This is a genomic window from Chitinophaga parva, from assembly GCF_003071345.1.
Lineage (GTDB): Bacteria > Bacteroidota > Bacteroidia > Chitinophagales > Chitinophagaceae > Chitinophaga > Chitinophaga parva.
Window position 1 is genome coordinate 1,544,878 of the sequence record NZ_QCYK01000001.1, and the last position, 26,379, is coordinate 1,571,256.

At 52.6% G+C, this 26,379-nt stretch carries 26 protein-coding genes; 8 read left to right on the plus strand and 18 right to left on the minus strand.

Annotated elements, in window-relative coordinates:
• Window positions 1–37: 37 nt before the first annotated feature.
• A complete protein-coding gene (locus DCC81_RS06575) occupies window positions 38–1,876 on the minus strand; it encodes an ABC transporter ATP-binding protein (protein WP_108685763.1) in 1,839 nt (612 codons plus the stop codon).
• Between the two features lie 166 nt (window positions 1,877–2,042).
• Between DCC81_RS06575 and DCC81_RS06580 the strand changes: the two genes are divergently transcribed.
• Both DCC81_RS06580 and DCC81_RS06585 read left to right on the plus strand, forming a co-directional pair.
• Window positions 2,043–2,531 carry a Panacea domain-containing protein gene (locus DCC81_RS06580; protein WP_108685764.1) on the plus strand — a complete coding sequence of 163 codons (489 nt, stop codon included), beginning with the start codon at window positions 2,043–2,045 and terminating at the stop codon, window positions 2,529–2,531.
• 67 nt (window positions 2,532–2,598) lie between these two features.
• Window positions 2,599–3,096, plus strand: a complete 498-nt coding sequence (locus DCC81_RS06585; RefSeq protein ID WP_108685765.1) for a hypothetical protein — start codon at window positions 2,599–2,601, stop codon at window positions 3,094–3,096.
• A 161-nt stretch (window positions 3,097–3,257) separates the two neighbouring features.
• On the opposite strand, the gene DCC81_RS06590 is transcribed toward DCC81_RS06585, so the two are convergent.
• The 6 genes from DCC81_RS06590 to ubiE form a co-directional block, all read right to left on the minus strand.
• Window positions 3,258–3,497, minus strand: coding sequence for a DUF6965 family protein (locus DCC81_RS06590; RefSeq protein WP_108685766.1), 240 nt, complete (start codon window positions 3,495–3,497; stop codon window positions 3,258–3,260).
• Between the two features lie 62 nt (window positions 3,498–3,559).
• Window positions 3,560–5,101 carry a YifB family Mg chelatase-like AAA ATPase gene (locus DCC81_RS06595; protein WP_108685767.1) on the minus strand — a complete coding sequence of 514 codons (1,542 nt, stop codon included), beginning with the start codon at window positions 5,099–5,101 and terminating at the stop codon, window positions 3,560–3,562.
• Window positions 5,102–5,236: 135 nt separating this feature from the next.
• On the minus strand, window positions 5,237–6,568 hold the full coding sequence (locus DCC81_RS06600) for a MutS-related protein (protein WP_108685768.1): 1,332 nt from the start codon (window positions 6,566–6,568) through the stop codon (window positions 5,237–5,239).
• 154 nt (window positions 6,569–6,722) lie between these two features.
• Window positions 6,723–8,066: a dihydroorotase gene (locus DCC81_RS06605; RefSeq protein ID WP_108685769.1), complete on the minus strand. Its 1,344-nt coding sequence runs from the start codon at window positions 8,064–8,066 to the stop codon at window positions 6,723–6,725.
• A gap of 167 nt (window positions 8,067–8,233) precedes the next feature.
• Entirely contained in the window at window positions 8,234–8,896 is a 663-nt protein-coding gene (porT, locus tag DCC81_RS06610; protein WP_108685770.1) for a type IX secretion/gliding motility protein PorT/SprT, read from the minus strand.
• Window positions 8,897–8,910: 14 nt separating this feature from the next.
• A complete protein-coding gene (gene ubiE, locus DCC81_RS06615) occupies window positions 8,911–9,657 on the minus strand; it encodes a bifunctional demethylmenaquinone methyltransferase/2-methoxy-6-polyprenyl-1,4-benzoquinol methylase UbiE (protein WP_108685771.1) in 747 nt (248 codons plus the stop codon).
• Window positions 9,658–9,689: 32 nt separating this feature from the next.
• Here ubiE and yihA point away from each other — a divergent pair, with 32 nt between their 5' ends.
• Window positions 9,690–10,298, plus strand: a complete 609-nt coding sequence (gene yihA, locus DCC81_RS06620) for a ribosome biogenesis GTP-binding protein YihA/YsxC (RefSeq protein WP_108685772.1) — start codon at window positions 9,690–9,692, stop codon at window positions 10,296–10,298.
• A 194-nt stretch (window positions 10,299–10,492) separates the two neighbouring features.
• Here the strand turns inward: yihA and DCC81_RS06625 are convergent, their stop codons facing one another.
• From DCC81_RS06625 to DCC81_RS06665, 9 genes are all read right to left on the minus strand, one after another.
• The gene (locus DCC81_RS06625) at window positions 10,493–10,966 is read right to left on the minus strand and encodes a ribonuclease H-like YkuK family protein (RefSeq protein ID WP_108685773.1); all 474 of its coding nucleotides are present in this window, start codon (window positions 10,964–10,966) and stop codon (window positions 10,493–10,495) included.
• 287 nt (window positions 10,967–11,253) lie between these two features.
• Window positions 11,254–11,628: a CoA-binding protein gene (locus tag DCC81_RS06630; RefSeq protein ID WP_108685774.1), complete on the minus strand. Its 375-nt coding sequence runs from the start codon at window positions 11,626–11,628 to the stop codon at window positions 11,254–11,256.
• A 19-nt stretch (window positions 11,629–11,647) separates the two neighbouring features.
• Window positions 11,648–12,595, minus strand: a complete 948-nt coding sequence (locus DCC81_RS06635) for a TIGR01777 family oxidoreductase (RefSeq protein ID WP_108685775.1) — start codon at window positions 12,593–12,595, stop codon at window positions 11,648–11,650.
• Window positions 12,596–12,662: 67 nt separating this feature from the next.
• Window positions 12,663–13,070: a hypothetical protein gene (locus tag DCC81_RS25355; RefSeq protein ID WP_133177575.1), complete on the minus strand. Its 408-nt coding sequence runs from the start codon at window positions 13,068–13,070 to the stop codon at window positions 12,663–12,665.
• A gap of 392 nt (window positions 13,071–13,462) precedes the next feature.
• Window positions 13,463–13,969, minus strand: a complete 507-nt coding sequence (locus DCC81_RS06645; RefSeq protein WP_108685777.1) for a GbsR/MarR family transcriptional regulator — start codon at window positions 13,967–13,969, stop codon at window positions 13,463–13,465.
• Between the two features lie 177 nt (window positions 13,970–14,146).
• The gene (locus DCC81_RS06650; protein ID WP_108685778.1) at window positions 14,147–15,763 is read right to left on the minus strand and encodes a pyruvate dehydrogenase complex dihydrolipoamide acetyltransferase; all 1,617 of its coding nucleotides are present in this window, start codon (window positions 15,761–15,763) and stop codon (window positions 14,147–14,149) included.
• A 188-nt stretch (window positions 15,764–15,951) separates the two neighbouring features.
• Window positions 15,952–17,895, minus strand: a complete 1,944-nt coding sequence (locus tag DCC81_RS06655) for a DNA polymerase III subunit gamma/tau (protein WP_108685779.1) — start codon at window positions 17,893–17,895, stop codon at window positions 15,952–15,954.
• Between the two features lie 75 nt (window positions 17,896–17,970).
• Window positions 17,971–19,134: a hypothetical protein gene (locus DCC81_RS06660; protein WP_108685780.1), complete on the minus strand. Its 1,164-nt coding sequence runs from the start codon at window positions 19,132–19,134 to the stop codon at window positions 17,971–17,973.
• Window positions 19,135–19,187: 53 nt separating this feature from the next.
• Window positions 19,188–19,784 carry a SadB/YajI family lipoprotein gene (locus DCC81_RS06665; protein ID WP_108685781.1) on the minus strand — a complete coding sequence of 199 codons (597 nt, stop codon included), beginning with the start codon at window positions 19,782–19,784 and terminating at the stop codon, window positions 19,188–19,190.
• Window positions 19,785–19,888: 104 nt separating this feature from the next.
• Between DCC81_RS06665 and DCC81_RS06670 the strand changes: the two genes are divergently transcribed.
• On the plus strand, window positions 19,889–20,425 hold the full coding sequence (locus DCC81_RS06670) for a GNAT family N-acetyltransferase (protein ID WP_108685782.1): 537 nt from the start codon (window positions 19,889–19,891) through the stop codon (window positions 20,423–20,425).
• Between the two features lie 70 nt (window positions 20,426–20,495).
• On the opposite strand, the gene DCC81_RS06675 is transcribed toward DCC81_RS06670, so the two are convergent.
• Window positions 20,496–21,875 (minus strand): DUF6600 domain-containing protein, encoded by a 1,380-nt coding sequence (locus DCC81_RS06675; protein WP_108685783.1) that lies wholly within the window; start codon window positions 21,873–21,875, stop codon window positions 20,496–20,498.
• Window positions 21,876–22,184: 309 nt separating this feature from the next.
• On the opposite strand from DCC81_RS06675, the gene DCC81_RS06680 reads away from it, so the two are divergent.
• From DCC81_RS06680 to atpC, 4 genes are all read left to right on the plus strand, one after another.
• Entirely contained in the window at window positions 22,185–22,679 is a 495-nt protein-coding gene (locus DCC81_RS06680; RefSeq protein ID WP_133177576.1) for a hypothetical protein, read from the plus strand.
• Window positions 22,680–22,723: 44 nt separating this feature from the next.
• Complete coding sequence (locus tag DCC81_RS06685) at window positions 22,724–23,200, plus strand: DUF4279 domain-containing protein (protein ID WP_108685785.1); 477 nt, start codon at window positions 22,724–22,726, stop codon at window positions 23,198–23,200.
• Window positions 23,201–23,408: 208 nt separating this feature from the next.
• A complete protein-coding gene (gene atpD, locus DCC81_RS06690; protein WP_108685786.1) occupies window positions 23,409–24,908 on the plus strand; it encodes a F0F1 ATP synthase subunit beta in 1,500 nt (499 codons plus the stop codon).
• A 21-nt stretch (window positions 24,909–24,929) separates the two neighbouring features.
• The gene (atpC, locus tag DCC81_RS06695) at window positions 24,930–25,175 is read left to right on the plus strand and encodes an ATP synthase F1 subunit epsilon (protein ID WP_108685787.1); all 246 of its coding nucleotides are present in this window, start codon (window positions 24,930–24,932) and stop codon (window positions 25,173–25,175) included.
• Between the two features lie 555 nt (window positions 25,176–25,730).
• On the opposite strand, the gene DCC81_RS06700 is transcribed toward atpC, so the two are convergent.
• On the minus strand, window positions 25,731–26,285 hold the full coding sequence (locus DCC81_RS06700; protein ID WP_108686494.1) for a YqgE/AlgH family protein: 555 nt from the start codon (window positions 26,283–26,285) through the stop codon (window positions 25,731–25,733).
• Window positions 26,286–26,379 lie beyond the last annotated feature (94 nt).

Sequence of the window (26,379 nt, forward strand, 5' to 3'; positions counted from 1 at the left end):
GTGGTGAAATGCAAAGTTAGCAGAAAAAACAGGTTTATTATCCCTTGGCCGGTTCCGGCTCTGCTTTGCGCTCCCCGATCTGCTGGCGCCACATGGCATAATACAGCCCTTTTTCAGCCAGCAGGCTGTGGTGGGTGCCGGTTTCAATGATGCGGCCTTTTTCCAGCACGTAGATACGGTCTGCATGCAGGATAGTGGACAGGCGGTGCGCGATCATCACCGTAATGAGCTGGCCACCGGCAATGATCTCTTTCACGGTATCGGTAATGGCCTCTTCCGTGAGGGAGTCCAGGGCGGAGGTCGCCTCGTCAAATACCAGGAGGCGCGGATTGCGCAACAAGGCCCGGGCGATGGAAAGACGTTGTTTTTCCCCGCCGGAGATCTTCATGCCCCCTTCACCGATCACCGTGTCCAGTCCTTTTTCACTACGTGCCAGCAGGTTCTGGCAGGCGGCCTGGTGCAGGGCTTCCATAATCTCTGCATCGGTAGCGCGCGGGTTCACGTACAGCAGGTTTTCGCGGATGCTGCCGGAGAACAACTGCGTGTCCTGCGTTACAAAGCCGATCTGGTGACGCAGCTCTTCCATATCAATTTTCGTACTGTCAGTACCGTTGTACAGGATATGACCTTCCTGCGGGTTGTAAAGGCCTACCAGCAGTTTTACCAGGGACGTTTTGCCGGAGCCGGAAGGGCCTACAAAGGCAATGGTCTCGCCGGTTTTGATGTCAAACGTGATATCGTCCAGGGCCTTGGTCTTGGCGGTGAGGTGCTGGAACTGCACATGGCGGAACTGCAGGTGCTCCAGGTTATTGATGCGCACCGGATGTTCGGGCATTTTTTCCACCGGCATGTTCAGCAGTTGCTGGAAATTGAGCAGGGACACCTGTGCCTCGCGGTAGGACAGGATGATATTGCCCAGTTCCTGCAGGGGGCCGAAAATGAAGAAAGAGTACAATTGCACGGTCACCAGTTGGCCTACATTCATTTTGTCCCAGAAGATCAGGTACATCATGAAGAACAGGAGGCCCTGGCGGAGGGCGTTTACGAAGGTGCCTTGAACAAAGCTGATGGAGCGAACGCTGCGTACTTTTTTGAGTTCCAGCAGCAGGATCTTGATGGTGGTGGAATTGAGGCGCCGTATTTCCTGGGTGGTGAGGCCCAGGCTCTTTACCAGTTCAATATTGCGTAAAGACTCCGTGGTGGCGCCGGCCAGCATGGTGGTCTCTTTCACGATGGTCTTCTGGATCACCTTGATCTTGCGGCTCAGCCAGTTAGTGAGCAGGCCCAGGATAAGGCAGCCACCAAAGAAGCATACCGTGAGCAAAGGAGAGATTGCCGCCGTGTAAAAGGTAACAAAGATGATCCCGATCACGGAAGTAAAGAGCACATTGAAAAAGTTGGTAATGAACTTTTCCGAATCGGTACGTACTTTTTGCAATACGGCCAGGGTTTCACCGGAGCGCTGGTCTTCAAAGTTCTGGTAAGGCAGGCGCAGGGAGTGTTTGATACCGTCCGTATACACCTGGGCGCCAAAGCGCTGGATGATCACGTTCACGAAATAATCCTGGAAAGCCTTGGCAATACGGGACACCATGGCCACGCCCACGGCCGCCAGCAGCAGCCACATAACGCCGGTGAGGTAGTTGCCCAGCGGGCGCTCTGCGCCTTCCACCACCACCTGGTTCTTGTCCACCTTGGAAAACAGGTGCCAGAAATCGAAAGGGACGGCATGGTGGGGATGGTTACCAAATTTATCGATCAGGTTACCAAAGATCAGCGGGTCCAGGAGGGAAAAGATCTGGTTGATGGATGCCAGCAGCATGGCCAGGACGATCAACCACTTGTAGTTTTTGAGATAGTGTATGAATAATTTCATGCGGGTTTATAATTACAGGTACGCAAAGATACGGCAATACGCTGCACCCTGCGGTGCCGGTGCACTATCTATTGAGAAAGCAAAGATAGAAAGGAATTGGAAATTGCTAAGGAAATTAGTATCTTCGGGGTAATTTATTCCGTAATTTCAAGTATAAATACCAGCCATGTATCCAGCTTCACTCATTGCATATGCATTTGTACAGCGAGGGATCGCAGAGCGTAACTATATCAGCCAGCTAAAATTACAGAAGATGGTGTACTTCGCCCAGGGGTACCATCTTTCCCAGTTTGGCCGGCCGCTGATCATCGAAGACATCGAGGCCTGGAAATTTGGCCCGGTGGTGCCGGATATTTACATCCAGTACAGCATCTTCGGCAGGAGCCCCATAGTAGAGACCGATATCCTGGCCTATGACCAGGAGCTCCGCAGTAAGCTCAAAACCTTAGACAGCCAGGCCTGGCAGGCCATCAATTACACCTGGGAAGCAACCCGGGACGTATCTGCGCGCCGCCTTTCCGAATGGACGCACGAGCCGGACGGCCCCTGGCAGAAATATTATTACGCCAAAGATGACGGTGAAGGCAACCGGAAAGTCATTGATAATAAAGACATACAGGATTTTTTCCGGAAGTTTTTAGCGAAAACGAATTAGTGCTGCAAGCCCCTTCCCCGTTTTACCATATCCATCCCGTTTTAAAAACCTTTTAGCCAATAGCATAATGGAGGCGCCGAAAACCCAACCCCCTCAGGAAATAGAAGAGCTGCTGAACGCAAAACAGGCCGGCCGCGAGATCACCAGCAATGCCGGCGATCCGCACCTGGACGAAGAAGATTTTGTAGCCGGCCAGGCGGAAGTGCTGCGCAAAGCCGCCGAAAAGCAGTCCAACACAAACGTGTTCGGGCAGGAGGAGGCCTTTACCCTGGACCAGATCAGCACGGGTATACGCCTGGAATACCTGCGCACCCTGCGCCAGAACAACGGGCAGCGCAAGATCTATGCAAGGCTCATCTTTGTATTTACCTGCCTCTGGGCGGCGGTGATCTTCGTGATGCTGTTCCTCGCCGGGTTTAAAAGACTGGAGTTGTCAGACACCGTACTGGTGGCGCTGATCACCACCACCACCATCAATTTCTTTGGCTTCTTTTTATTGGTGGTGAAATACCTGTTTAATACCGGGAGCCTGCCATCAACGCCTGATGGGCCTCCACAGCCGTAAGGGGCGCCGTTATGGGGTGTAAGTGTGGCTTTTGTGAAGCCGGCAGTTACAATTGATGTTAAAGTAGCATTATAAGGCAAAGGGGCCGTCTTTTTGGAGACGGCCCCTTTGCATATCCTTGAGGATTGAGGTTGATGTTGTGATTTCCCTGGTAACACACTTTACTGCGGTAACTTTCCTTCTTCCTGCAGCTTCAGAATGGCTTCCCTGGCCTGCAACAGGTGCTCATAAAAGCCGCCCATTTCAACACCCTTGCTCTTCAGTACATTCAAATGCCCCTTCACAAAAAGCTGCACATCCGAGATCAGGATGGCTTTATGTAAACGCAACTGCTTGGGCAGTTTCACGGAGTTGAAAAATGCTTCCAGTTCCTCTATGGTCGGTGTGGCCTCGGTGCTCATAAATGATAATTTTAGCAGGGGCAAAAATAAAGAATAAAAACGAACAGGCCTCCCCGGGGCGCTTAGTACGCATTCCCCCAGCTTTCCCTGTCCAGTGTGCGGAACTGGATGGCCTCTGCAATGTGCCCGGTCTGGATGGCAGCGCTGCCGTCCAGGTCTGCAATGGTGCGGCTTACTTTAAGTATCCGGTCGTGCGCGCGGGCAGAGAGTTTCAGCTTGTCAATGGCTTTGTGCAGCAGGCTGGCGCAGGTTTCATCTAACCGGCAGTAACGTACCATCAGTTTATTGTTCATCTGCGCATTACAGTAGGTGCCCGGTTCCTGTAAGAAGCGCTGCTGCTGCACCTGGCGGGCTTTGATCACCCGGGTGCGGATGCTGGCGCTGTCTTCGGCGGCATCCGCCTGTAGCAGGGCTGCGGTAGGCACTGGCGTTACTTCTACATGCAGGTCTATCCGGTCCAGCAGGGGGCCGGATATTTTGTTGAGGTACTTGCGTACCATGCCCGGTGCACAGGTGCATTCTTTTACCGGGTGGTTAAAATACCCGCAGGGGCAGGGGTTCATGGATGCAATGAGCATAAAACCCGCGGGAAAGTTTACCGCTACCTTTGCCCTGGAAATGGCCACCCTGCGCTCTTCTATGGGCTGGCGCATTACTTCCAGCGCGGAGCGTTTGAACTCCGGCAGTTCATCCAGGAACAATACCCCGTTATGCGCCAGCGAAATTTCTCCCGGCTGGGGATGGCTGCCACCGCCTACCAGTGCCGTATCACTGATGGTATGATGGGGAGAGCGGAAAGGGCGTTGTACAATGAGCGCGGAGTGGGCCGTCATCTTACCCGCCACGGAATGAATCTTCGTTGTTTCCAATGCTTCCTGTAAGCTCAGTGGTGGCAGGATAGTGGGCAGCCTGCGGGCCAGCATGGTTTTACCGGCACCGGGAGGCCCTATCAGCAACGCGTTGTGGCCACCAGCGGCCGCAATCTCCAATGCACGTTTGATAGTGCGTTGCCCCTTTACATCAGCAAAGTCTACGTTGAAATCCTGTTGCGCTGCAAACACCTCATCTGCATTCACCCGCACCGCGTGCAGCGTTTGGGGGGCGTTGAAGAACTGCACCACTTCTTTAAGACAGGTGGCGCCATATACCTGCAGGCCATCCACCATGGCAGCTTCCCGGGCATTCTGTGCGGGGAGGATCATGCCGGTAAAGCCTTCCGCTGCCGCCTGCATGGCCATGGCCAGTGCGCCTTTGATGGGGCGCAGCGTACCATCCAATGACAGCTCTCCCATGATGACATAGTTTTCCTGCTGCGTGGTTTTCAATTGCCCGGAGGCTATCAAAATGCCGATGGCAATGGGCAGGTCATAGGCTGAGCCGGCCTTGCGGATATTGGCCGGGGCCAGGTTCACCACGATGCCCAGGCGCGGAAAGCGGTGCCCCATGTGGCTCATAGCGGAATGGATGCGGAAACGGCTTTCCTTTACCGCATCATCCGGCAGGCCCACGAGGAGGAACTTGACGTTCTTTACGATGGAAACTTCTATGGCAATGGTAATAGCATCCACGCCCTGGATGGCGCTTCCGTAAGTTTTGGTGACCATGATCGGGTAACTAAATTGGGGCTGGGTTTACATCTACAGGAATTGAATATACGGAATATTTGGTAAGGAGTGCAAATCTAGGTCAGGTGCAATAAAAAAGCGAAGCATGGTCACTGCTTCGCTTTCCAGTTTATTTTAGTCGGTATAAGTACCCAGTTTGGCCAGCAGGTCCAAGACTTTTTCCCGTTTCAGGATGAGATAGCCCAGCTTTTCTTTGGCTATGCCATCCCGCAGTTCATAGGAGAATTGCAGGTTGTCATCCACCACATCACTGGCAAAATATTTAAAGAGCAGGCGGTCATCCGTTTGCAGGTCTTCCGCAATTTCATAAAGGTGGGTGGACAGGATATACAACGAGCTTTTATTCTGCAGCAGGCCGCGGATCACGGCCAGGGAGCAGTTTTTCGCGTCTTCCACGTTAGTGCCTTTGAACATCTCGTCTATCAGCACCAGCCAGCGTTTGTTATTGCTGATCTGGGTCACCGTTTTTTTGATGCGCTGCACTTCGTTGTAGAAGTAGCTTTCTCCTTTAAAGATATTATCCTGCACTTGTATGTTACTGAGAATGCCGTCAAAAAAGCTGAGCTCCATTTTTTCTGCCGGTACGCCCATGCCCAGGTGGGCCAGGAAAACCGCCACCCCAATGGCTTTGATGAAGGTGGTCTTGCCGGCCATATTAGCGCCCGTAAGGAACAGGAAGTGGTGCACGGGGCTCAGTTCAATATCATAAGCAACAGGATTGGAAAGGATAATGTGGTACAGCTTTTCAAAATGCACATAAGGTGCCGGCGTGGTTACAAACGTGGGAAAATGTAGTTGGTAATGCCGCATGGCCTGGGCCATGGAATGATAAGCGTCCAGCTGTTTGTAGAGGTCTGCCAGTTCATGCAGGGTGCCGTTTTGATGTTTGCGCACCAGGCGGTCAAATTCCAGCATCTGTACCAGGGAAAGCTCCCCCTTTGCGGCGGCCTGGATGATGTTCTGGAAATCGCGCTGCTGCAGCAGGTGATGGGCCCTGGCCAGGATGGTCTTGAGCACCACCGGCGTTTCTTCTTTAAGGAATACGTCTACAAATTCCTTGAACCCTTTGAGCATGTTTACTACCTGCGCAAAGGAAAATTTGATGAAGCCGAAGTTAGGGGCGTAGAACGTGCGGAAAATATAGGCGCCTACTGCGCCCGCGCCGGCGCTCATGGGTTGAATGTCTGCATTGAGGTAGTTCTCTATTACCACCAGCGTACCATTGGTAATGATGGTAGGCCATGCATCTTCCTGGTCCAGCAGGAAACGCAGTGCTTCCTGGCGGCGGGCAATGGAGGCAGTATCGGTCAGGGGATTGCTGAACAGCCTGCGCAGGTATTCCTTGCCACCCGCGGTGGTGGTAAAATCCAGGCGGTGGAAGAGGGAAAATTCTTCCTCGCGGTTAAAGATGGACAGGTCGTAATACGTGGTTTGATCCAGATGCATACGTCGTAGGGTTGATGTGTGAAACGGGCCACCATGGCAGGGATTGGCCGGCGGCCCGTTTGACAATGTATAACAAAATTGTGCGTTTTCCCGCTATTGCTCAATGGATAGATGCAGCAAATTGTTTTTTCACCAAGGGATGCCCTGAATTTTTTTACAGGTCGAACAACAGGCGCTGGCCTTTTTGCTGCTCATGGAACACACCGTTTTCCCAGGCCAGGTGGCCGCTTACAAACGTATGGGTAATGGCCGCCGGGAAAGTATGTTCTTCAAACGGGCTCCAGCCGCATTTGTAGAAAATGTTAGGCGCGTTCACCGTGGTTGCCTGTTGCAGGTCCACGATCACACAATCCGCGTGGTAGCCTTCCCGGATAAAACCACGCTCGCGGATGCGGAACAGGATGGCCGGTGCGTGGCACATTTTCTCTACCACTTTTTCAATGGAGATATTACCCTGCTGCGCGTTTTGCAGCATGAGCAAAAGACTGTGCTGCACCAGGGGCACGCCGCTGGGCGCCTGCAGGTAAGGTTGTGCTTTTTCCTCGCGGGTATGGGGGGCATGGTCTGTGGCTATCACGTCCAGGCGGTCGTCCAGCAGGGCTTTCCACAGCGCATGTTTATTGAACTCCGCTTTGATGGCGGGATTGCATTTGATCTTATTGCCATAACGCGGATAATCATCCGCAGTGAAGTACAGGTGATGCACGCAAACTTCGGCGGTGATGCGCTTCTCTGCCAGTGGCAGCATGTTGCTGAAAAGTTGCAGTTCCTTCTCCGTGGAAATATGCAGGATGTGCAGGCGGGCATGATGCTTCTGGGCAAACTGGATGGCCACCAGTGATGACTCAAAGCAGGCTTCCTCATTGCGGATTAGGGGATGGTCTGCCACGGTAAGGTTGTCGCCTTTTTCCGCTTTGAACTTTTCCATGTTGGCATTAATGATGCGCTCATCCTCACAGTGCGTGGCAATGAGCAGCTCCGTGCCGCCAAAGATCTTATTGAGGGTAAGATGATTATCCACCAGCATGTTGCCGGTGGAAGAGCCCATAAAGATCTTCACGCCGCATACACGGTCTTTCTTTTCGTTCGTGCGCAGTACTTCCTCCACGTTGTCATTGCTCACACCCATAAAGAAAGAGTAGTTGGCCAAAGCGTTTTGCGCGGCAATGTCATATTTGGCTTCCAGCAGTTCCTGGGTAAGGGCGGCGGGTTTGGTATTGGGCATTTCCATGAAACTGGTGGTGCCCCCGGCCACGGCAGCACGGGCCTCGGAGTAAATGGTGGCCTTGTGGGTAAGACCTGGTTCCCGGAAGTGCACCTGGTCGTCGATCACGCCGGGCAGCAGGTGCTTACCTTCCCCGTCTATTTCCGTATGGGCCTCGTTCACGCTGATCTGTGGCGCCACGCGCTCAATGCGGCCATTCTTGATCCATACATCCTGCACGGTGCTCAGGCCTTCATTGACCACCGTGATGTTCTTGATGAGGTAGTTTTGCATGGAGGTAAAGTTAGGGCGGATTGACCAAAAGTATAAATGTGGCCGTATAGAAATGTGTAAACGACGGGCCGGTTTCAGGAGAACACCGGTTTAAAGACAAAACCCGCAGACTGAGCCGCGGGCCGGTATTCCAATGACCTGATAAGCTATCAACTTAGACAAGTTAGCTACCCCTCCAGGTGAATGGAGAACACGATCATGCGGGAATGCAACTGGTCTATCACGTTGGAATAGCGCAGGTTTTTATCCACCGCATGTACATTGCCTAAACCGTTGCTGATCTTAAATTCCGGGGAGAAGATGAAGCTTTCAAAGTAGAACTCGAAGCCGGCACCCAGCTCAAAGCCGTAATCGCCTGCTTTTACTTTTACCAGCTCCTCGGCACGGCGGGCCCGGGCGTTGGAGGCCAGGTCGTAATCATATTTCAGGCCGGCAATGGTGTACACCCGGAGGTTGCCAATGCGGTCTGATTTAAACTTCACCTGGAAGGGAAAACTTACCAGGATAGACTCAATGTTCTTCGTGGTGGTGGGCGTTTCCCCGTAGGTTTCGTTGTAATAAAGGTTCTTGGAGGCAAATACCAGCTGGGGGTTCACGCGGAGGTCGAAGTGCTCGGAGAGGCGGGCATTTGCCAGCAGGCCCAGGTTAAAACCAAACGTTTTCAGGGGCTCCACCACGTTGATCGTGTCTGTAGCCAGGAAGCGTTTGGAGTGGGAGAGTTTATAGAAAGACTGGTTGGTGGCCAGGGTAATGCCGAAGTAATATGGCTTGGCGTCGTGCTCCAGCATGTTCAGATTCTGTTGTGCCGATGCCTGGAAAGACAGCGCCATCAACAATCCTACTATTAGCGCGACGCGCTGTAAACCGAACAGATGCCGAAAGTGAGCGTTTTGCATGTAACGTCCTGAAAACCCGTGTTTTTTAAAATATTAACCATCACTTCGCCCTGGGGAAAAGCCTTCACTGAGCTGGGAAGATATTCATAAGCAGCTTTGCTTTTGCTCACGAATTTCCCGATCAGCGGTGTAATATAACGAAAGTACGTATTGTATAATTGTTTAATGGGAAAAATAGTTGGGTTGGAGAATTCCAGGATCACCAGTTTCCCCCCCGGCTTGAGCACCCGCCGCATTTCGGACAGGCCTTTTTCCAGGTTTTCAAAGTTGCGTACGCCAAAGGCGACAGTTATCGCATCAAACGTTGTGTCCGGGGCGCTTATTGTTTCGCTGTCACCCAGTTCCAGGGTTATTTTGTCTGCCAGGCCCGCCTTGGCAACCTTTTCCCGGCCAAAGGACAGCATGCCTTCCGAGATGTCTATGCCCAGGATCTTGTCCGGTTGCAGCATCTTATTGGCCATGATGGCCAGGTCGCCGGTGCCGGTGGCCACGTCGAGTATATATTTGGGCTTTAGTTTTTTAAGCTGGCGCAGGGCTACTTTCCGCCAGTGGATGTCTATGCCGAGGGACATAAAACGGTTCAGGAAGTCGTACCGGAACGCAATATCGTTGAACATCGTCGCGATCTGCTCCTTCTTGCTTAATTTTGACGCCTGGAACGGCACTACCTTTGTTGCAATTTCTTTTTCCGCCATAGCCGGCGAAGTTAAAAATAAGTACAGTCATTATGGTCATCAAATCTGCAGAATATCTTATCAGCAATGAGAATTATGAAAAATGCCCCAAGCCCAACCTGCCGGAATATGCCTTCATCGGCCGTTCCAACGTGGGCAAATCATCGCTGATAAATATGTTGGCCAATAATGAGAAGCTGGCCAAAACCTCGGCCACGCCCGGTAAAACCACGCTGATCAACCATTTCGTGATCAATAAGGACTGGTACCTGGTGGACCTTCCCGGGTATGGTTATGCCAAGCGCAGCATGGCGCAGCGCAAGACCTGGGAAAAAATGATCGAGCACTACCTGCGCAAGCGCGAGAACCTCGTGAATGTGTTTGTGCTGGTAGACAGCCGCCATACGCCCCAGGCCATTGACCTGGAGTTTGTAAACCAGCTGGGCGAGTGGCAGATCCCTTTCACGCTCGTGTTTACCAAGGCGGATAAGACCACGCAGGCCGAGACCAGTAAAAATGTAAAAGCCTTCCTCAACCGCCTTCGTGAAAACTGGGAGTTCCTGCCCCAGCACTTTGTGACCAGCACTGTAAAGAAAATGGGCCGGGATGCCATCCTTGGCTTTATTGACGAAAACAATGCGATGTTCAGGACTATTGCCTAGCCTTTGGGCACGGGCAGGTTGGTTCGCCGGGAAAGACAAAATGTTACAGCAGAGAAGAAGGGTACAGGCATTTTTAGCAGGGGTGACAAAGGCATGTGATGCGGGAGACGCATCAGCAGGTTTTGGGGGGGGGGCAAAAGCTTTGCCGCTGTGGGAGCGGGTTTAGCGGCAATGGGGGTATCAGGCCTCCGCGCTTAATTTACGATCTTGTTAGCGCAGCTGCTGCTGGCAAAAGCTTCCGGCTTGGCCTTGAAAGCAAAACCCATCCCGAGGATGTAACCCATGGCTTCACGCAGGGCCAGGTTGCTTTTGAACTGCGGGTTGGTGTTGATGTCTGCATGTACTTCCATGTCTACATCAAACTCCGTAAAGAGGTCGCACAGCTCATACGCGATCTCGATGCTGCGGGCCACTTCCACCAGCATGCGCTCCTTGATGGAGTACACGTCGCGGGTCTTCTCATTGTGGATGAACATGAAACCACCATGTCCTTCGCGGAGAAACACGATCACGGTAGCAAATTCTGTTTCCAGTCCTTTTACCTGGGAGTCCGTGCCAATGCACACTTTGAGCCGGTAATTGAGGGCGGTTTCACGGATGATGGCTGCTTTTACTTCCTCTTTAATGGGCAGGTGAATGGGATCACCATTGAATCTTCTCCATTGCATATTGTCTGTATTTAGTGATGAGAATGTGCGATCGCTAAAACACAATATTGCCTGTCAGATGCTGGGCCGGTGGGCTGCTGGGTCGTTGTTACCAATTTCATCTAATATACGAAAAAAGCGTGCAGCCGCCTGCAGGAAACAATTTCTTAAAATGAAGAATGTTGATTAAATGTGGATTACCACGGAGAAGCGCAATGGGAGAGGGTTTAAGGCCAGCCTGTTTATAAAAGCAAAGCTCCCGCACCGCCAGTGCAGGAGCTTTTTGTATGAAAGCCGTGATAGGCAATTTAATACTGGCCGGTGCTCAGCATCACCAGCGTGCAGGCATATGGGTGCTCAATACCTGCAGCTGTGGCTAGTTTAACGAGTTCCGGGTTTTCCGTGCCAGGATTAAAAATAATGCGTTTGGGATGCAGGGACAGGATGTAATCGTAATACTGTTTTTGCTTTTCCGCATTCATGTATAACGTTACTGTATCTACGTTTTCCAGGGCCGGGTGCTCTGCGGTGACAGGCGTGTTGCCGATGTTGCCGCTGCGCAGGCCAATGGCCACTACCGGGTGGCCGTGGGCCGCGAGGCGCTCCACCGCCAGGTAGCTATAACGGCCGGGATTAGGCGAAGCGCCCAGTACTACTGTCAATTTGCCTTGCTGGTCTGCCATAACCAATGTTTTTACGTCATTAGAAAAGATGATAGCGCCGCCGGGGCAGTTGCCGGATAATGTCTACCAGGGCGGGTTTCAGGTCGGGGTACTTGAATTGGTACCCGGCGGCCAGCGCCCGGGCCGGGATCACCCAGCGGCTCTTCAACAGTAGCTCAGTTTCTGTGCCAATCAGGGCGGCGCCTATTTTGAGCAGCCAGGCTGGCGCGGGGAGGCCAAGGCGATTGCCGGTAGTTGCCCGCAGGGTTTGCATGAAATTGCGGTTGGTCACCGGGTGGGGAGATGCACAGTTGTACACGCCCTCCACCTGCGGGTTTTCATATGCCCAGGCTATCATGCGGCAGATATCGTCTATGTGCACCCAGCTGTACATTTGCTGGCCGCTACCCTGGTGCCCGCCCAGGGCCCATTTTACCAGGTTAAGATACGGGCCCATTACACCACCGTTCTCCGCACCCAGGGTAATAGCAATGCGCAGGATCACTTTTCGTGTATGCGGTACCGTTATATCGTTAAATGTTTGTTCCCACAGCTTGCATACCTGCACGGAAAAGTCGTTGTGCATTTCGCCGGAAGCCTCGTCCATGGGGCGGTCCATGGCATGGCGGTAAATGGTGGCGGAGGCCGCATTGATCCAAACTGCCGGCGGGTTTTGCAGCTGCTGCACGGCATTGCCAAGCGCTTGCGTGCTTTCCCGGCGGCTGTCAAAGATGGCTTGTTTATTGGCCGCCGTGTAGCGGCAGTTCACACTTTTACCGGCCAGGTTGATGAGCAGGTCTGCCCCTTCCAGCAGGGGCACCCAGGGGCCGGCACTGTGGCCGTCCCAGCGCACGTAGGTGGTGCGGTGGTGGCTTTCTTTGGGATGGCGGCACAGCACGATGATATCGTTCTCCGCGCCAAAATATTGTACCAGGCTTTGACCAATGAAGCCGGTGCCGCCGGCAATGATGATCTTCTTGTTTTTCATGATAGAAACTTTTGAGGAGTGAGGGTAATAAACCTGGAGAAAGGCCGGGGGCCTGCGTTGCAGCGATTTATAGATCAAGATCAGTGATAAAGGCACGGAGACGGGGCCGGTTCAGCCAGGGCATCCAGGCTTCGCTAATGGAGATGAGGATGTAGAGGAAAGGTGCTGCTGCAATGCCTGCGTAAGCAATGCGGACTATGGTATCCGGCAGGTTCAGTGGGCCTGCCAGTATCAGCGCCAGTATTTCTGCTACGAGTACGCCTATCCAGAGCCACCGGCGCAGGTTTAATCCTTCGTGCACCAGGTGGATAAGGAAGCTGAGCGGCATCCAGCAAAGGGCTATCAACGTCATAATAAAGATCACACCTCCGACTGCATCATTTTGATAGGGCCTGAGTATTGGTAGTAACCATACGATCCAAAGGGCAATGATGGCCAGGAAATATTTAGATTCCAGCTGTGTTAACCATTTCATCACGTTATGATTTGTAGATGGTTAATTATCTTGGGCTTGTTTGTTTTCAGCCGGGTTCTGTGATCATCATAGTACTGCGGCTGCGATCATTTTCAGTGTTACGTTTACAACCATCGGGGGCCTTACTTCGCTATCGTTCCTGGCCGCGCCTCAGTTATTACTTCCCGTCTGCCATAGCGATCATCCCCGGCTTCGCGCTGTAATCAATTCCGGACTGCCTCCGCCATCATCCCAAGCTTTCCACGTCCGCTCATTCACAGCCCTTACGTCCGCTCATTCCCAGCCTCCACGTCCGCTCATTCCCAGCCTTCACGTCCGCCCATTCCGATGTTTTTAAATATTTCAATTGTTCAGAAGTTTCAATAAATATTGAAATATTGTAATAAAAAAATTTATTTCAGCATTTTAAGCAGCGTGCCATAGAACCAGTTTTCTTCTGATTTAATGAGGGCACTCAAAGCGGTATCCGCGCTCTTGGCAAACTTGTTAATGCCTTCGATGGATTCGCGGAATGCTTTTACGTTCTTGTCTTTGTTATCGCCTTCTACTTCGGCCAGTTGGTGGAGGACTTTGAGGATGGGGTCCAGCTCGCGTTTCTTCCGTTCACGGGTGATCATGGACGCTACTTTCCAGATATCTTTTTCCGCTACGAAAAACTCTTTGCGTTCGCCGGGTATGAGCACCTTTTCCACCAGGCCCCAGTTAATAAGTTCCCGCACGTTCATGTTGGTATTGCCGCGGGAGATGTTCAGTTCCTCCATGATCTCGTCTGCACTGAGTGGTTCCGGCATAATGAGCAGGAGTGCGTGCACCTGGGCCATGGTGCGGTTAATACCCCATTGGGCGCCGAGGGAGCCCCATGCCTGGATGAACTGCGCTTTAGCTTCTGGTAACTTCATACTTCAAATATAGATCAAGTTTTTGAACTTTCAAAACATTTTGAAAGATGCCGTGGTACGGGAGGCTAATGTAGGAATAAGGGTTTGAATTTCAATGAATGCGGGAGGGAATATTATGAAAAAAAACGGCGCACCACCGGTACGCCGTTCCCTATAAAAAATTTCAAAAGTTCACTGTTACACCAGCATCGTCACCGGGTTCTCCAGGTAAGCCTTCAGCGTAGCCAGGAAACGTGCGCCTACTGCACCGTCAATAGCACGGTGGTCGCAGCTCAGCGTAAGCTTCATGATATTCACCGCCTTGAACTGGCCTTTCTCAGAAACCACGGTTTCTTTGATATTGCCTACCGCCAGGATAGCGGAATCCGGGGGATTGATGATGGCAGTAAACTCGTCGATGCCCAGCATACCCAGGTTAGACACGGTAAAGGTGTTACCGGTGAAATCATTGGGTTGCAGTTTCTTATTCTTGGCCTTGTCGTACAGGTCTTTTGCTTCTGCAGCAATCTGTGACAGGGATTTGGTATCGGTAAATTTGATCACGGGTACGATCAGGCCTTCCGGCAGTGCCACGGCAGAGCCAATGCTGATGTGGTGGTTCTGGCGGATAAAGTCGCCCATCCAGCTGCTGTTCACATCGGGGTGCTGGCGGAGGGACAATGCGGCGGCTTTGATCACCATGTCGTTGAAGGAGATCTTCACGGGAGATACTTCGTTGATCGCCTTGCGCGCTTCGATCGCTTTGTCCATGTTCACATCGATCTTCAGGTAGAAGTGCGGTGCGGAGAACTTGCTTTCGCTGAGGCGTTTGGCAATCACCTTGCGCATGTTGGTCAGCTGTACGTCGGTATAGCTTTCCTGGCCTGCAGGAGCGGCTGCCACGGCGGGTTTGCCGGAAGTGGTGGCGGCAGGTGCGGCGGCGGGAGCACCGGGTACAAAGCTGTCGATATCACGTTTTACGATACGGCCTGCATCGCCGGAACCGGCTACTTTGCTCAGGTCAATACCTTTTTCTTCTGCGAGTTTTTTAGCGAGGGGGGAAGCTTTCACACGACCGTTGGCGGTAGCGGAGCTTTCTGCTACGGGAGCGGGTGCGGCGGCATTGGCAGCGGCTGCAGGTGCCGCGGGAGCGCCGGCAGCGGCAGGAGCACCTTCAGCGCCCAGGATGGCGTCTACATTGGTGCCGGCTTTACCTACAATGGCCATCACACCGTTTACGGGGATAGCGTCTTTATCAGAGATGTAGAGCAGGGTGCCATCGGCATAACCTACTACTTCCATCGTGGCTTTATCAGTTTCTACTTCTGCCAGCACATCGTCTGCTTTCACCACGTCGCCTACTTTCTTCAGCCAGGAGGCAATCTTGCCTTCTTTCATGGTGTCGCTCAGGAGCGGCATGCGGATCACGGTGGCGTTTTTCAGTGCTTCCTGGGCGGCGGCATTATCTGCCGGCGCAGCAGCGGCAGCAGCGGCGGGAGCCGGCGTGGCAGCAGGAGCGGGGGCAGCAGCAGGTGCGGCAGCAGGGGCAGCATCGCCACCCAGCAGGGACTTGAAGTCCTCACCAGGCTTGCCCACAATGGCCATGATACCGTTCACCGGGATGGCTTTTTTATCGGAAATGTAGAGCAGGGTGCCATCGGCATAACCCACTACTTCCATTGTAGCCTTATCAGTTTCTACTTCAGCTATTACGTCGTCTGCTTTTACAGTATCGCCCACCTTTTTATGCCAATCTGCAATCACCCCTTCTTTCATCGTATCGCTCAAGAGGGGCATTCTGATAACTTCTGCCATAGTGCTTTATCGAAATTTTGCCCAAACCTACATGTTTTTGCGCAAAAAGTGAAAGGAAATTAGACGGTGGAATGCCCGGAACCGTCGTGTGTTGCGTCTGCATTTAAACCGTAGCAGGCGGGAGCAGGAAATAAAAAAGGCAAAAACAAAATCGTTTTTGCCTTTTCAATAGGTTCGCTTTGAGTGGATTAAACGTCCAGCTCCAGGTTCATCCGGTCTTTCAGCTCTTTTACCAGCGGGTATTTTTCTACCATTTTGGCCAGTTGCTCGCGGCCGGACAGGGGGATGGGCCCCAGGTCTGCCGGTGCCTGCTGTTCGTCCAGTATGAAGGTAACGATGATGCTGTGATTGCGGAAGCGGCCTTTGAAGAATTCGGAGATGGAAAGTTTCTCTTCTTCCATGAAACGCAGCTGCACAATGTTGCCGCTGGTGAGGGTGATCTCATTGGCCTCCACGTTCAGTCCCAGTTTAGCCAGGGCAAAGTTGCTCACCACTGTCATTTTATTGGCCTGGCGGAAGCGGTCAATGAACTCTTCCCAGTACACATGGAGGGCGCCCATGGTGAGGGGAATGCGTTCCTGGGCGGCGGCGGTGCTCTGGGTAGCTGCCATGGCTTGTTTCATGGCGGCCAGGCCGGTGAGCTTGGGTGCATTGGCCGTGGGTTGTGCCGGGCGGGTAGCTGGCTGCGGTATGGGTCGGGTGGATGCGGGTGCAGCGTGTGTGGCAGCAGCAGGAGCGGCGGCCGGCGTAGCAGGGGTATTCGCCGCAGGCGCAGCATATGCATTCGCCGCAGGCATGCCTCCACTTGCTACGGGCGCAGCATATGCATTGGCCGCAGGCGTAGTACCAGCAGGCGTTTTAGGCACTTCTATGCTCAGGCGGGCTTCCTGCTGCGCAATGGTTTGCGTAGTGGCAGGCTGGCCGGCCTTGGGTGATTCTGCCCGGGCAAAGGGTGCGCGTAGCTTTTGTGGCACGCTGCCGTCAGGCACTAATTTTTTTTTTACTACCTCGCCGCTGTCGTCGCTGCTAAGGGTAATGGCCTGCTGGAGGAAGCAAAGCTTGATCAGCGCCATTTCCACATGCAGGCGCTTGTTGCGCGCCAGCCGGTAATTGATCTCCGTTTCATTGAGCAGGTGCAGGGCGGTGATGAGGTAAGCGGGGCTCACATGGCCGGAAAGCTGTTTGTAGCGTTCCCGCAGGTTGCCCGATACTTCTACCAGGTGCTGTACTTTATCTTCTTTGCAGAGCAGGAGGTTGCGTAAGAATTCGGCCCATCCGTTCAGGAAGTTATCGCCTTCAAAGCCCTTTTGCAGGATCTCGTCGAAGATGAGCATGGCCTGGGCCACGTCCTGTTTCAGCACGGCTTCCATCACTTTGAAGAAGTAGTCATAATCCAGGATATTCAGGTGTTCCAGGGTGTTGGAATAGGTAAGATGCCCGCCTGTAAAGCTCACGATCTTGTCCAGGGTACTGAGCGAGTCGCGCATGCAGCCGTCCGTTTTCTGGGCTACCAGGTGCAGGGCATCCGGCTCCGCCTGGATATGCTCTTTCTGGCAGATCTCCGCCAGGTGGTCTACCGTGTCCTGGATGGTAATGCGTTTGAAGTCGAAGATCTGGCAACGACTGAGAATGGTGGGCAGGATCTTGTGTTTCTCCGTGGTAGCCAGGATGAAGATGGCGTAGGAGGGCGGCTCTTCCAGCGTTTTCAGGAATGCGTTGAAGGCCGAGGAACTGAGCATGTGCACCTCATCGATGATGTAGATCTTGTACTTACCCGCCTGCGGCGCAAAGCGCACCTGCTCCACGAGGGTACGGATATCATCCACCGAGTTGTTAGACGCGGCATCCAGTTCATGAATATTGAAAGAAGCGCCTTCGTTGAAGGAAACGCAGGAATGGCAGGTATTACAGGCTTCCCCATCGGGCTGCAGGTTCTCGCAGTTGATGGTCTTTGCCAGGATACGGGCGCAGGTGGTCTTGCCCACGCCGCGCGGACCGCAAAACAGGAATGCGTGCGCCAGCTGGTTATTGCGGATCGCGTTCTTTAAAGTAGTGGTAATGTGGGCCTGGCCTACTACCGTAGAAAAATTCTGCGGACGGTACTTGCGGGCCGAAACGATAAAATGCTCCATAGTCTGTCAGCTACAAAATAACGGAAAATTCGGTGAGCAATTCGGATGCATATTTTTAACATGCATAGCGTCCTGTTACGCCAGTGTTGGGTGGCGCCTGAAGGGCTTTTCCCGGTCAAACAGGTAACGGTAGGTAGTGAGGGTGCGGGAACGTTCCGCGCCCAGGTTGGCTGCTATGTTGATCATCTTCGGGTTAAAGTCACCTATCCACTGCATTTCATACTCGTGGTACTTCATTTCCTTTTGGATGACGGCTGCACCTTCCATGATCAGGAAGGCATCCAGGCCTTTTGCCTGGTATTCGGGGATGAGGCCAAATACGATACCCGTGAGCTTGCGGTTAGGCTTGAATTTTTTCACCCAGAGGAACTTCAGTTTTTGCAGCAGGCCAAATTTGCCGTGCAGGTATTTGAACCACTGGTTCAGCTCCGGGAGATTAAGCCAGCATCCAATGGGCTGCCCTTTGTGGTACACGAACCACACCACATGCTCGTCTATCACGGGCTTCATGCTCTGGAAGATCTTCAGGGCCTGCGCACGGCCCATTTCCTTGCCGCCGCCATGGCCTGCCCAGGCCTTGTTATAAATGACGGTGAAGTCGTCTGCAAATTTTTCCAGTTCATTAAGGCGGATATGGCGGGAGGTATATTCGGGATTTTTCTTGAGCTGGGCGTGGCGATCGTAGAACTTGTCGCGCAGGCGGTCATGCACATCCAGGCTTAGGCACACCTGGTTGAAAAAAGGCTGGAAGCCGTAATTCTCCAGGAGGGCTTTGTAGTACGGCGGGTTGTAGTTCATGCAATAGAGCGGTTCGTGAAATCCTTCTACCAGCAGTCCCCACCAGCGGTCCCGCTCTCCAAAGTTAATGGGGCCGTCCATGGCTTCCATACCCCGTTCCTGCAACCATTTTTTTGCGGTGTCAAACAGGAGGTTCGCCGCTGCCTGGTCGTTAATGCATTCAAAAAAGCCGACGCCGCCGGTGGGCTGTTCGTCGCCTTTATTCATATACTTTTTATTCACGAATGCCGCAATGCGGCCGATGGGAGTGCCTTTGTCATCGAGCAGCAGCCAGCGGATGGCTTCTCCGTGGCGGAATGCCTTGTTCTTTTCTTTGTTGAATACTTCTTCAATGTCCTTATCCAGCGGCTGGATCCATTGTGGATTGCCTTTGTTAATGGCGACGTGCACGTGGAGGAATTGCCGGACTTTTTGCGGTGAGTCTACGATGGTGAGCTGCATGGCGCAAAAATAGGGGATATCTAGAAGATGGGCTACGATGTGCCTGCTAATTCTTAATTCCCGGCACATTTCCACGGGTCCGGGTTCCCTGCACTGGCGGTTTTATCATGCGCCCAGCAGAAGTTCAGCGCCTGGCTGGTGATACTGATCAGTTTCACCTGGATCTTGTTGCCCTTACGGCTGTTGGAAGCGGCTACGGAATTGCTCCCTTTCGCTGGTACGTTATTGATGGTATAGGTTTCGGTTTTGAACACATCCCCGTTGGCACGCAGGTATTGGACCGCCACCACTACGTTGTCCAGCGGGAATTCCGTTTGGTTGCGGGCCGTGATCGTAAGATCCTTGATGCCACCCAGCAAACCTGTCCGGTAATCGCTGTTGCTGATGGAAATGAACTGCTGCCAGTTCTTGCGGTAGTATTCCCGCTGGTCCACGAACGTGGGCTCGCGCTGGAGGATATCCCGCCGGTCAGCGATCTGCTGGGCCGTGTTGGACGACAGGTTCATTTCCTGGCGCAGGTGGCGGGTCTCATTATTAAGGCGTTCGTTCTCATTCAAAAGCTGGTGAATCCGCTTTTGCTGGCCGCAATAACTCAGCGCCAGTATGCCGCATAGCACAAAGATGACCAGGAGATAAATAATGTTTCGCATAGTAGGGTTGGATGGAAAAAATAATGCCAGGTCATACCTGTTTCGTGTGAGGAAGAGGTGATTTTTTCGTTTTAAATTCCGCGTTAAATTTTCTACATTTAAAAATGCCAGCTAAAGTCTCGCTCAAAATTGCCTATCCGCAAGCAATCAACCCGGCGGTACGTACCCTTTATGAAGCCGCTTTTCCCAAACAGGAGCGCCGCGATTGGGAAGAAGAAGTCACCCTCCTGGAATCCGGAAAACTAGTACTCATCCTCATCGAATATGAAGGGGCCTTTGCCGGTTTCCTGTTCTGCTGGCCCTTGCATGGTTTCCATTTTATAGAACATTTTGCAGTACTCCCCGAACTGAGGGGTAATCACATCGGCCGCAATGTCATTGCCCAGATGGGCGAAACCTTTGGTGCCCTGGTACTGGAAGCCACGCCACCGGTAGATGGCACTGCCATGCGCCGCCTGCGCTTTTACGAGAATGCCGGCTTCCAGCTCTTTAAGCAGGATTACCGCCAGCCGCCTTACCGCGAAGGGGATGCGCCCCTGCACATGCGTCTTCTGCACCGGAGCCTCCCGGAAGGTGCTACGTTTGAAAGCGTGAGCGCCGCTATTTTCCGGGAAGTGTATAAGGTGATCGGGCAGCACTGAGCAGCGCCCACGTCCATAAAAAATCCCGGCCGCATGCACGACCGGGATGTCTCTTATCTTCAACTATCAATTATCCTCTTGTCCGTTCTGTACCGGTAGGTGCGGGACGGGGTGCCGGTGCCGGCGCGGGAGCAGGGCGGGACTGCTGTACCGGGGCCTGTCTTACCGGCGCTGTTCTGGCCGGCTGCGGCGTAGGCGCCGGGCGGCTTTGGGCCGGCGGGTTGTTTGCCGGGCGGCTGGGCTGCGGGGTATTCATGATCCGGGGATCATTACCGCGGTTATAATTTGCCGGCTGGCTGGGCCGTGTTTCCGGCTGGGTACGGTTAGGTACGTTGCTGTTACGGCCAGGGTAATTATTGTTATTATTCACCGGCTGGCTGGGCTGTGTTACCGGCTGGGTACGCCCCGGGTAATTATTGTTATTATTTACCGGCTGCCTTGGCTGTGTTACCGGCTGGGTGCGCACCGGTGCATTGTTATTGGCGGGCGGGGTGGTCACAGGGGTACGGTTGTCCGGGCTGTTACGGTCCGGTATATTGGTACGGCCGGGCAGGTTATTGTCATTACCACGTACCGGTACATTGTTGCCGGGGGTGGTCACCGGGGTCCGGTTGCCCGGGTTACCGGGCTGGGTTACCGTACGGCCGGGAGCCGGGTTGTTGTTAACCGGGGTGGTACGGCCAGGCGTGTTGGTACCAGTAGTGCGCACCGCCGGACGGTAAATGTTCAGGCGGTTATTGTTCACCGTGGGCGCACCCGGGCGGTCAGCATTATTGATGCGCACCGGTGTGATCCGGCTGCCGGTATAGCGCTGTACGTCGTTTACGCGGGGTCCACGGTTATAATAATTATTATTGTTCACCACGGTCGTGTTATTGATCACCGTGGTATTACGGATAATGGTCACGTTCCGGCTGCGGTCCACATAATAATTATGGATGTTAGGAGATGTAATGTACCGGCAGGGTACAAAGTGCCAGTAATTGGGCTCCAGGCCTACGCTTACACCTACAGTGATGCCAGGGCCCATCGGCGCCCATCCGTAGTAGTCGCCACCGGTGCGCCAGTCTACCCAGGCAGGGCTCCAGTCGGTACCAGGTATCCAAACCCAACCATAAGCCGGGTCCATGAACCAGCGGCCATAGTGGAAGGGAGCCCAGCCCCAGGAGTAGTCAGACACCCAGGTCCAGCCGTAATCGGTGTACACCCAATGGCCGGAAGTGGCATACGGCTGGAAGTCCGGGCCCGCGTTGGGGATCCATACCTGGCCGTACTGCGGGTAGCTGATCCAGCGGCCGTAAGGGCTCAGCTGGTCATAAAAACCGTTTATCGTAACGCCTACCTGCTGTGGCTGGTCATCGTAGTAGGCCGGTTCTGCTGCGGCCTGGTACGTAGTACTGCAGGCGCTCAGCAGGATATATGAGGTGAGGAGAATGACTAATTGTTTCATGGCGAAGTAGTTTAAGGGTTGTAGCTTACAGTTAGTTGTTGCTTACAGTTAAAGGCCTTTAAATATAAAGACAGTGAGTAGAAATAAAAGTTACTTTTTCTAATCCTGTTTTAACAACATTTAACGTTATCTCAAATATTGCAAATAGTGTGCACATTCCCGGGAGCCTTTTTGCGGTTTGGGTTTTTACCTTAATTTTAACTTAAAGCTATTTCCCTGGAAACGTAGCATTGTGATCCCGGGCCCGTGGGCTGGCAGGTTGAGCGGTAACGCCTCCGGCCGTTTTTGTTAGTCCTTAAATTCCTTTCCTTGTCAACGAACTTATCGTTTCTCCCGGAGCGACCTATGACCGGGTACATTTTTTTTAAGCGTATTTTAATGGTGCTGGCGCTGCTGGTAGTATTGATACTGCTGCGCATTATGGTGGATAACCAGCTGGTATACCGGCAGCTGGCCTTTCTGTCTATGGGGCTTGCCGTGCTGGCGGTGCTGCGTTATACCCTGCTGGCACCGGCTATGGAGGCGGTCAATATCGACTTTGGGCAGGAGATCGTGGCGGTATCTGAAAAGTCGCTGCTGCGGCGCAGGGAGTGGGCCGTGGATTTTGCCCAACTGGAGTTCCGCTGGAATCCTGCCAGCAATGAACTGTGGCTGGAAGGCGGGGGGCACCAGCCCCGGATACTGGATACCGGCCAGGGTTTTACGGCCGCCCAGCTGGAGGCCATGCATACTACGCTGCAAATGATAAAAGCGCAATATCACTACCCGGAAAATGGGGAAAACGAATCCGGACAGGGACGCTGAGATATTGTACATTTGCCCGCAACCCATTAAAAAGAACATCCTATATGCAGCTGCCACAACTATCCCGTGCTGAATTAAAGAACCTGCTGGGCAAGGATAACGGAGACGGCGTGAATGTAAACCGCATCATGCTGAGCTTTATGGACTTTGACTATGACCCGGACCTCATCAGCCAGCAACTGGACCTGCAGCCTACGGGTACCGGCGTGGCGGGAGAGCCCATTCCCGGGCCGCCCGGCGCCCCCCAGCAACTGCAGGACTTTACTTTCTGGAAATACGAGTGGTATGTGCGCACCAATGATTTCATCGGCGACCTGCTGGATGCCTTTATGAAGGAGGTGATCCTGCCCCGCCTGGACGAGCTGGAGGCCATTTCCGTGAATGCGGAAACGACCCTTTCCATTACCCAGTATTACCATGATGGGAACAATCCCAACCTTCATCTCACCCGGGATACGCTGAAAGTTTTGCAGCGAATGAACGCCGCCATAGACCTGGATATTTACTGCCTGGCAGAATAGGTATTAAAATAGCATTAAGGCCGATGGGTTAATAAATTAAGGGAATTTAAAATATAAGGCCGGGGCTTTCCATAGCCCCGGCCTTACCATTAATATATGTACCAAAGCGCCCACAATCCTTTTCGTTGGGCTTTTGATTGTGGATATTTTGCCTTACTTTTGCGCCAAATTTTAGAACGCTACTTAAATTTATAAATCACTAACAAATATGCCTAACGCAGGTAAAATAAAACAAATCATCGGTCCCGTTGTGGACGTGCATTTTGAGGGAAATTTGCCAGAGATCTATAACGCGCTGGAATTAACCAGGGATAACGGCCAGAAACTCGTACTGGAAGTACAACAGCACCTGGGTGAAGACAGTGTTCGTTGCGTGGCAATGGACTCTACCGATGGTTTGGTGCGTGGAATGGCAGTGGTAGATAAGGGTGCCCCGATCAAGATGCCGGTGGGCGATCAGATCAAGGGCCGCCTCTTTAACGTGGTGGGTGAAGCGATCGATGGCCTGGGCCAGATCGATACCAGCAATGGTTACCCTATTCACCGCCAGCCCCCGAAGTTTGAAGACCTGGCGACCGATACGGAAGTATTGTTCACCGGTATTAAAGTAATTGACCTGATCGAGCCGTACGCAAAAGGTGGTAAGATCGGCCTGTTTGGTGGTGCAGGTGTAGGTAAAACAGTATTGATCCAGGAACTGATCAACAACATCGCGAAGGGTTACGAAGGTTTGTCCGTGTTTGCCGGTGTGGGTGAACGTACCCGTGAAGGTAATGACCTGATGCGCGAAATGATCGAAGCTGGTATCGTAAAATATGGTTCCAAATTCGCCCATTCCATGGAAGAAGGTGGTTGGGACCTGTCTGCTGTAGATAAGGAAGAACTGAAGAAATCCCAGGCTACCTTTATCTTCGGCCAGATGAACGAACCCCCCGGTGCCCGCGCCCGCGTGGCCCTCTCCGGTCTGACCATCGCGGAGTACTTCCGTGACGGCGACGGCTCTGCTTCCGGCGGTAAGGACATCCTCTTCTTCGTAGATAACATCTTCCGTTTCACCCAGGCAGGTTCTGAAGTATCCGCACTGCTGGGCCGTATGCCCTCCGCGGTAGGTTACCAGCCCACCCTGGCCACTGAAATGGGCCTGATGCAGGAACGTATCACTTCCACCAAAAACGGTTCTATCACCTCCGTACAGGCGGTATACGTACCTGCGGATGACTTGACCGACCCGGCTCCTGCTACTACCTTTGCCCACCTGGATGCTACCACCGTACTGGATCGTAAGATCTCCGACCTGGGTATCTATCCCGCGGTGAGCCCCCTGGATTCTACTTCCCGTATCCTCACCCCCACCATCGTGGGCGAGGCGCACTACAACTGTGCACAGCGTGTTAAGCAGATCCTCCAGCGCTATAAAGAATTGCAGGACATCATCGCCATCCTCGGTATGGATGAACTGAGCGACGAAGATAAAATGACCGTACTGCGTGCACGCCGTGTACAGCGCTTCCTGTCGCAGCCCTTCCACGTAGCAGAACAGTTCACCGGTCTGAAAGGCGTACTGGTACCCATTGAAGAAACGATCCGTGGCTTTAACATGATCATGGACGGTGAAGTGGACCAGTATCCGGAAGCTGCATTCAACCTGGTAGGTAACATCGAAGATGCGATCGAAAAGGGTAAGCGTCTGCTGGCTGAAGCTAAATAATCATCTTTCTAAACTCAATACATGCAATTAGAAGTATTAACACCCGAGAAGAAACTGTACACTGGTGAAGTGTATGGGGTACAGCTGCCGGGTATAGACGGTTCTTTCGAGATCCTCGATAAGCACGCGCCCCTGATTGCGGCCCTGGGCAAAGGAAAGATGAAAGTATTGACCGATAAGAACAATGCTGAATTCTTCACCATCGCCGGTGGCTTCGTGGAAATGCTTAACAACACTGCCACGGTGCTGATCGAAGGCGCTGAATAAACAGGATATACTGCCGTAACAACGGCATAAAATAAAGTGGCCGGGTAAGAATACCCGGCCTTTTTTTTGTCCTAACTATTCCAATCTATGACCCTGTTTGGTGCCGGTAAGAATACTGGCCGGGATTACCAACTAGTAATTCATTTCCTTTGCCAGCACCCGGCATCAAAAGAGATGCAAGGCTTATGGCCGGCATTGGAGCATGAACAACTGTTCCTAAAAAATTAAATGAGTTACCACCACCTGCTCACGGTTACGGATATACGAAAAAGACAGCGAACAAGCCTTGGCAATGTCAGTAAGATTCGGTTTACGGGATGTAGATCGGAGGGACATATTTATAGTAGGTGTATAGGTGTTTAGTATGGTTTAAGCCGATTTTTTTCATAGGTATTTAAGTAACAATTACTTATTTCATTGTTTAATACAATGACCACACATCACCCGGGTTAACACAACAGATATCCTGAACTGCCTCAGTATTTCGATCAGCAATATATGGAGAATAAATCAGATATTAAAAATAATATCTATGTTTTGATGTGAAGGGGTGGGTTAGTTGAGCGAAGGGTCTATGGGGAAATTGGCCATTATGGCGAAATCGCGGCCCAGGCTGCGAAGGGAAGACTTCCAGATTTCCTGCTCTGCCTCCTTAAAAATAAGCCGGGGGCTGGCCTCGGAAACGATCCAGGATTTTTCCTTCAGCTCCGCCTGCAACTGGCCGGAGCTCCAGCCGGAATAGCCAATGAAGAACTTGATCTTGCGTACATCCAGCTGGCCGCTGTTCATGAGCGCTACTACCTGGTCAAACCGGCCGCCCCAGTAAATGCCGGGCAGCAACTGCATGCTGCCTTCAATGAGATGGGGCAGCTCGTGCACAAAATGAATGGTGTCCAGCTGCACAGGGCCGCCAAAATATACGGGGATATTGGGTTGGATAATGTCGGGTACCAGGTCGTTAAGTGTTTGATCATAGAGCTTGTTGATGACAAAGCCAAAGCTGCCCTGTTCTTCCTGGTGCTCACATAACAGCACTACGGAACGGGCAAAGTTAGGGTCCTTCAGGAAAGGGTCCGCTATCAGCAAGGTGCCAGGCATCAGGTTACTCATATCAAACAGTTTTATCGCCTTAACCAAATATAACCAATTGAGATAAAGATAGCAATGCGGGAAGGATAAATTTTTGGAAGGGGAAGAAAGGAGA